The sequence below is a fragment of the Chitinivibrionales bacterium genome (assembly GCA_014728215.1).
In the GTDB taxonomy this organism is placed as follows: Bacteria; Fibrobacterota; Chitinivibrionia; order Chitinivibrionales; family WJKA01; genus WJKA01.
This window is the reverse complement of sequence record WJLZ01000067.1, coordinates 1-7350: the sequence shown is the minus strand read 5'-3', so window position 1 is coordinate 7350 and position 7350 is coordinate 1. Positions and strand designations below refer to the sequence as shown.

The window sequence follows — 7350 nt, the reverse complement described above, 5'->3', positions numbered from 1 at the left end:
TCATTCATTTCAAGCCTCTTAAGTTCGGACAGCCTGCAGATCGAATCGGGAAAAACCGAAATTCTATTCCCACTGATATTAAGAGAACTGAGACGCTGAAGCTTCGAAATTGCTAAAGGAAGATTCACCAGTTGATTCTCCGAGAGGTTCAGATCATACAATGCTGTGCACACTCCGATTTCTTCGGGGATTTCAACAATATTATTTCTGGATATATCAAGAGAGACAAGTTTTGATAATTTCCCTACCGCAACAGGCAGATATGTGAGATCGTTACCCTCAAGATTCAAGGTCTGCAATGAAGTCAGACTTCCAATGTGTTCCGTTAAATCGGATATTTTCCTGCTGCCCGAAATTGCATTGTTCGACAAATCCAACTGTGTAATGCGTGCATACTCCTGGACAGCCACCTCCGAAACGGCGATATAATCAAGATGGTTTTTATCCAATAGAGTCCGAATGGCCAGAGTGTCTTCAATAAGTGTTTGCGAGAAACAAGAAGCAACCGGTAAAGCAAGTACTACAAGCAATCCATTCATTTTCATTTTGATACCACTCCGCATCATCAATCATATTACCACAAATTCAATTTAACTAATCGAGGGTGAAGTTAATTCTATAATAATACTTCACTCGAACCGACCTGCCCCTTTGTCGAGGAGGCGGAAATCGCCACCGAGGGAGCGCTTCTTCAGCAGCCTCGGCAAAAGAGGGGTGCCCGAAAATGCTGTCGATTATAAACGAATGGACCATACCCTTTTCATCGATTATCAGGTCCACATCTACCCAGCCTTCAATACCGGCTCTCAGCGCAATATCAGGATACAATGGCTTGGGGTTGAATATGGGATCGAATTCTATATTATCAAGCTCTTTGGGCGATTCAATTCTTAAGGCGGCGGGGGTTACCGGCTGCAGAACAGAAGCTTTCCGGATGGCCTGATAATCTCCCGCCTTATCACCGGCAGCAGCATGTATGTCTGATGGAGCATCAGGTTCCGGTTCTTGAGATACCGGTTCCGGTGTCTTTTCGGCCGGAGGTGTTGACACTCTGTTTGGTCGCTCTACGGATTTTGACGGCACAGGAGGTGGAGGTTTTTCGGGAAGTATCTCCATGATATTAACTACGGTGTAAGGAGGAGGGGCGGTTTTTACAGAATAATCACCGGTAATTGTAACTATGCAAAAAAGATACACACAAACACACGCCAGCAACCAGGCTATTGCAAAACGAAGGAGTGAAAAGCGGTCAAGCGCCGTTCCGCAATCCGCTCCGTCGACGCCGATGCATGCACCACCGCCCATAATTAATCGTTTTCCTTAGCTTCTTTAATTATAAGACCGTTTTTGGGGGCCTGGGTACCAAGAGAAAACCGAGTGATATTATTTGCGCGCAACCTGTCCATTATGGCTATCAATGGATCGACTCGTCCATCCCTGTCGGGAATGATCACTATACCCGCATTACCCCTTCGCTTTATCTTCTCGGGGATAATAGACAACAATGTGTCAAGTTCAAATAATCTGTTTTCATGCCGGTAATTACCCTCTTTATCGATTGCAATCACAAGGATATCGCCATCAAGAGCCCGTGATGTTGATGCATGCGCTTTATTAATAGTTATTCCAGTTTCCCTGATAGAGGTGGTTGTCACGACAAAGAAGATCAGCAGAATAAAAACCATATCAATCAGAGGGGTCATAGATACCGTTGCTTTTGTTTGCGGTCTTTCAAGTCTTCTGAATGCATCTTTAAGCATGGCCAACCTTTATATAGTATAAAAAGTGCATGGATACTTCTTTTGTTTTGTCGGTCACTTTTTTCAATCGAATGCTGAGCAACGTATGCCCAAGAATAATGGGCACCGAGGCTATGAGACCGGCCTGAGTGGTTATCAGAGCTACCGATATACCGTCAGCCATGGCATGGATATCCGCAGTACCTTGAGCGGCGAGGACCCTGAAGGTGGCAATCATACCCGATACGGTCCCCAAAAGCCCGAAAATCGGCATGAGGTGTGAAAGCGTTGCAAGTAAATCGAGATATTTCTCGTATGCAGGTATATCCTTAAGAAGCGCTTCCTCCATTTTCATTTCTATATGGTTATCGGGAAGTGAACGGTTTTCTAATCCGGCTTTTAATACATTTTTAATAATTCCCTTCTTTGCTTTGAGGTACGCTTCAATACCGGCTATTTCACCTCTTTTCAGCAGATATTCGATTTTCCTGCTCTGATTGTTAAGCTGAAACGCCGTTTGAAGGAAAAATATTATTCGTTCGATTATGATGGTCAACCCCCAGAGTGTACCGATGAGTATGGGATACATAAAAATCCCGCCGCTTTTAAAATATTCGACTACCACAGGCATTACCGCATAGTCTCCTTTCGATTTGTAATAATGACTCCAATATTGTTAAAACGTATATTCACATCCCATAAAAAGTGTTGTAAAGGGAATGTTAATTCCCAACCGTTCCACTTTTTGTGATTTACTGTCGGCCAGAAAAACATTCGGACTGTTAAGCATGTTCCACAGTTCTATATATATATGAAATCGCCCCCTTTTCAAGGCGACCTCTTTGAGAATCCGCAAATCAAGGCGTTGATAGGGAGAATAACGTTTACCATTGGTTGAACCGATATAAATACCGCGGGAGAAGTCGGTTTCAGTGTAAGGATAGCCGGTAATAAATCGATATTTTATTCCCAATTCATACCGCCGTGGGAGGCGGTAGTAATTTACCAGCGAAGCGGAAAAAGGACGGTCGAACATAAAGGGGCGCCAAGGTGAATTTTTATTGCGACGTCGAAAAGCCCTTCCCAACCCCAGGGAAATCCAGCCAAACCATCTTTCACCGGGATCGAACCGGAGGAGGTATTCAATTCCGTATCCATATCCGGCGCCGGTATTGGAATACGTGATATAATAATCCTCATGTTCCATCAAATATGACATCAGAAGAGCATTATATTTTTCCGGGACCCTTCGATAAAGCGAATCGATGAGCGAGTCGGCAAGCCGGTCGTCTTCATTAAGAAGGTACCGAAGATCCTCGGGAGAATATCTCATATGATCATAGACAGTCTGAGCATTTTCTACCGAAAGATCATAATAATACTTTCCGTAAACATCAATTTTTTGCGTTAACCATGATACGAATTTCGACTCAATCCCGATTGACAGGTGCCACACCTTCTCGGGGACAAGGTTGTTTGAGAGGGCGAGTAGGGCGGGTGTATAATCATTCTGAATATAGTGACCTGCCGAGGCAATCAGCTCATTCCTGTTGTTCAGGCTGTATTTAGATCCAATGCGAGGCGATAGCGAAATCGATGAATCGGCCTGCGAATAATCCAGACGAAGTCCGGTGGTTATTTTCAACCGCGAGGCGGCATTCCATTCATCCTGGAGAAAAAAACTACCCGAGTAATAATAATCTCCACCCGAATATCTGATAAAAAGACGGTTCCGTACACCTGAAACATCATATATGCCGACAGTATCGATACTGTCAACCAATGCGATCATACCGGAATCCCCGGTCAGCATTCCCCAGTGATCTCCGAAATTCACGCTTCCTTTAGTAACTATGTTGTGCAAAACCCATCCGGTTGAGACATCATATTTATTTGTGCAATATTCGAGCTGTATGCCGCAATCAAAAAGATGGTTTTCCCAGCCGGAATAGAGCCAGCTCAAAGAACCGTTAACTCGTTCGATTTTAACATTGTATAATGATGTGTCTGCGGTGTATGAAAATGAATCGGGAGGAAACATCAGGTCCCATTTTCTTTGTTGTCTGCCTCCGATCAATTCGAATACATGGTTTTTACCTGGTGTAAATCTTATATTACCGATCACACTGTTGCACTTTGACCCGTAATCAACAAGAGTATCAATAGCTCGAACTGCTTGTGACGGCATCGCAACATACCGCAACTCATCTCCGAGCGGCCCCTCACCTTCATAATTTTTATTTTCAGAATATCCGCTCACCCATCGGAGCATATCGACGATCGTATCCCTCAAATGTATATCGATTAGCGAATCACCGGTGAAATCATCATAAAACCGAGCGTTATTGTCGTCGTAATCCATGTAATACTTCCGATAATAATACATGATCGGAGTTATCGAGTCGGCAACGACATATCTGAACCGGTCCGTATTGTAAAGATAGTTGACTTTGCATTCCACTATGTCTGAGGGTTTAAAATGAAGCCCTGTTGAATAATCGCGATAATCGGGCATGTTGATCAAATCTTTAAATTCATCAATATGCTTTTTCAGCTCAGCATCAAAATTTTCTCCGGCATTTTTAATGGCTGTCTTAACCAGGAAATCGGTATAGGAGCCCTGGGTGGAAGCAGAAATGCCGAACCGATGATTGATCAATGGAACATTTACATAGCCTGAATACTGGAGCATGTTTGCATCGAATGTAAGCGAAAAAGAATCGGCTACCGCTCCCCGACTTTCAACCGCGATAATTCCAGATTGAGCGTTAAAATATTCAGCAGGATAGGCTGATTTATAAAGCACCAGTTCATCTACAGCCATTTGATTGAACGTAGAACGAACGCCGCCAAAATGGTAGGGTTGCAACAAGGGAACTCCATCGAGAAAAATCCGTGCCTCAAACTCATCACCTCCGCGGATTATGCATCTGGAAGAAACGTCGTTCTCGGAGGAGACCCCGGGGAGTGTATGCAGAACCCGAAGGGGGTCGCTTATCGTTCCCGAAACATGCCTTATTTCTTTATTTGGTAAATCGGTACGGGAAGGTTGAGCGGTTGTATGAATCGGTTGGCGCGTACCCCTGACGGTGAGTTGTCTCCTGACAGGCTTGCCTTCAACAACCGGCGCTTCCAGGGTCGTATACATATTTTTTCGGTCCTCATTGCATTCGATTGTTATGTAACCTCCGGCCCCCTCAGGGGTGAAGACACCCAGAGCATGTATTCCGCCAATCAATGTTGTACATTGAAAAGAGCCTTTTGTGGTAACAGGAATCGTATCGTTATCGAGCATAACAATAAGAGTGTCCTCGCCGTCAAATATATCGCCTTTCTCATCGACAACATACCCCCGAATTGTCCATGGGATCTCATTGATTGTATCAGATTTCGTTGATGTTGAAACAACGCTTTGAGAAGTAGTGGCAGGAATAAGCGTAAAGGTGGCGAAATAATTCCGACGGTCGGGAGATATGGTTATAATTTTATGATTCTTCTCATATTTCCGGGAAATAACCGAAATGGTATGATATTCCATTGGCCGGAGCCTGAGTATGAAGTTCCCGAGAGTATCCACAGGCGTCCGAAAGCTGTCAATCATGACTACAATAGAATCATCATCAGGCACAGCTCCGGTATTCCCGTCAATTAACAGCCCTTCAACAATAATCTCAGCGCTGTCGGCGACGCCATCTTCCGGGCGTTGAACGATATTTTGCGATGGAATATCATCCGAATATACCGATTCGAGCGTGCCGAAAGCAAACATTACAATCACTACATATGATTGTAAAAAGTAACGGACAAGAGGCAACCGATTATATTCCATATTGCCACCGGATACCCAGGTGATAGGTCAAACCGATATTCTTAATTTTTGAATAATCAGGGAATATCAGGCATACCTCGGGGATTAATTTATCGGGGAGAAAGCGTATGGTCGGGAGGTCTACAGCACATCCGCCAGCAATGCGTACATTCCAGCCCATGTCTTTTTGCCTGAGGATATTTTCATCGTTAAAATCAAGTTCGTTGGTGAGAATATCGGTTGCAACAAGCAATATGCGAAATGTGGCGTAGGGATTAAAATGCGCACCGTCGATACCGCCGGCGTATTCTAGAAACCATCCGTTGTCTATCCAGGCTCCGACAGTCCAGCCGATCGAAAGATTGTGAAAATAGCCGAATCGTTTCGAGTAAACCGGAGGTAACCCGAGGCGGGAATCAAATTCTACAATAGGTAACCCGTAATCTTCGGCAAACTGGGCAGGATATTCCCCGTGCAATCCGATTTCAAGCCCCCCTCCCAGAGGCTTTTCGGGCAAAATCCCGAGACGGTATTGAAAACAAAAAGAAAACCAGCGTTGCTCCAGTGTGTCTGCAAATGTTTCAGACGATGTGTTTTCGATTTCTGTCAGGACGGGAGAATGGTTTTTAATCTCATAATAATCTCTTCCTCCGAAACCGCCGCCGAAAAGACTTTCTCCAGGCGAAAGAAGTTTACCCGTATTATAAGATTGAGTGGCAAAATTACATAAACATATAATACATATCAGCCCCCCGGTAATGCACATGAGGCAATATCGAATTATTCTTCCCCGATCGGAGTTCATTGGTTCCCTTTAATAATGCTGCGCGCTGATGGAATTAGTCTTTTGTTAAAAATTGAATTATTCCACTGCCGTCTCGGGGATCGACCCGGTTACCCGCATAATCGGTCACCTCTCGAAAATCGAGATTGATCGTGTCGTGCGCTGCGTTCACTCCCGGAGGAATAATTAAGAATAGAACACCACGGTTCCGCATAGTCCATTTCCAGATTACATTTTCATTGGGCAGCACATAATCCGGATCGCCGGTTGTATCCGGAGGATCGCTGTTAATCGAGTCAATTTCAAAACCTTCTAAAACACTAACTGAAGGCATCTTTGTCGTGTCAAGGAACTCTGTAAAACTAGACACATAGGAGGACGGTTCCTTCTGGAGCCAGACCTCCTCATAAAGGGTGTCGGCACTTGAAACATCGCTATTGTTTGCTCCATTAAACCGGTTATAAGAACTCGAAACAGGATACCGACCGAATACTTTCGGTGCGGTCTGGTCGCATACCGAAAATGAAATCGCACTATCGGGATCACCGGTGAACCCAAAGGCGTCCTGAGCAAGTACAATATATTTAACGCATTCACCGTTCATATAAAAATCTCTGGTTGAAATCATGCAAAAAGTATCCACAACCCCCTCTTCGATATTCACCCAGTGAACATCGTAAGCCTTTTTGTAATAGATGCTGTAAAATGCGGCGCCGGGAAGCCGGTTCCAGTTCAGAAAATGATGAGTAGTACTATAATCAACCCGTGAGGTGTCATTAACATAGGCATCAATAATCGTAACCGGCCCCAATATTGCGGAAATTGCAATATCAAAAAGTGTGAATTTGCGGCTGTCTCCGTTATCACTAGTAACCCCGTCCAATACCACTTTGTACTTATCGCCACTATCCCAGAGAGAATTATAGGGAACGATAAACAGGTTTTTTCTGTTGTCGGAAAACCAGTAGTCGATCAGAATTGGACTATTGTGCTTATTAATGCATTGTATTGTGTTTCCT

The 7350-nt window shown here is 44.2% G+C and carries 6 protein-coding genes; all 6 read right to left on the bottom strand.

All coding sequences use genetic code 11. The features are described 5' to 3' along the window. On the bottom strand, positions 1–566 hold a 566-nt coding region (locus GF401_04335; protein MBD3344273.1), incomplete at its 3' end, for a hypothetical protein. 28 nt (positions 567–594) lie between these two features. Then, positions 595–1305: a TonB family protein gene (locus tag GF401_04330; GenBank protein MBD3344272.1), complete on the bottom strand. Its 711-nt coding sequence runs from the start codon at positions 1303–1305 to the stop codon at positions 595–597. Between the two features lie 2 nt (positions 1306–1307). Continuing rightward, positions 1308–1760 (bottom strand): hypothetical protein, encoded by a 453-nt coding sequence (locus tag GF401_04325; protein ID MBD3344271.1) that lies wholly within the window; start codon positions 1758–1760, stop codon positions 1308–1310. Then, complete coding sequence (locus GF401_04320) at positions 1753–2370, bottom strand: hypothetical protein (GenBank protein MBD3344270.1); 618 nt, start codon at positions 2368–2370, stop codon at positions 1753–1755. The genes GF401_04325 and GF401_04320 overlap by 8 nt, the downstream gene beginning before the upstream one ends. 45 nt (positions 2371–2415) lie before the next feature. Beyond that, a complete protein-coding gene (locus GF401_04315) occupies positions 2416–5568 on the bottom strand; it encodes a TonB-dependent receptor plug domain-containing protein (GenBank protein ID MBD3344269.1) in 3153 nt (1050 codons plus the stop codon). Then, complete coding sequence (locus tag GF401_04310; protein ID MBD3344268.1) at positions 5558–6352, bottom strand: hypothetical protein; 795 nt, start codon at positions 6350–6352, stop codon at positions 5558–5560. Before GF401_04310 ends, GF401_04315 begins: the two co-directional genes overlap by 11 nt. Positions 6353–7350: the final 998 nt, after the last annotated feature.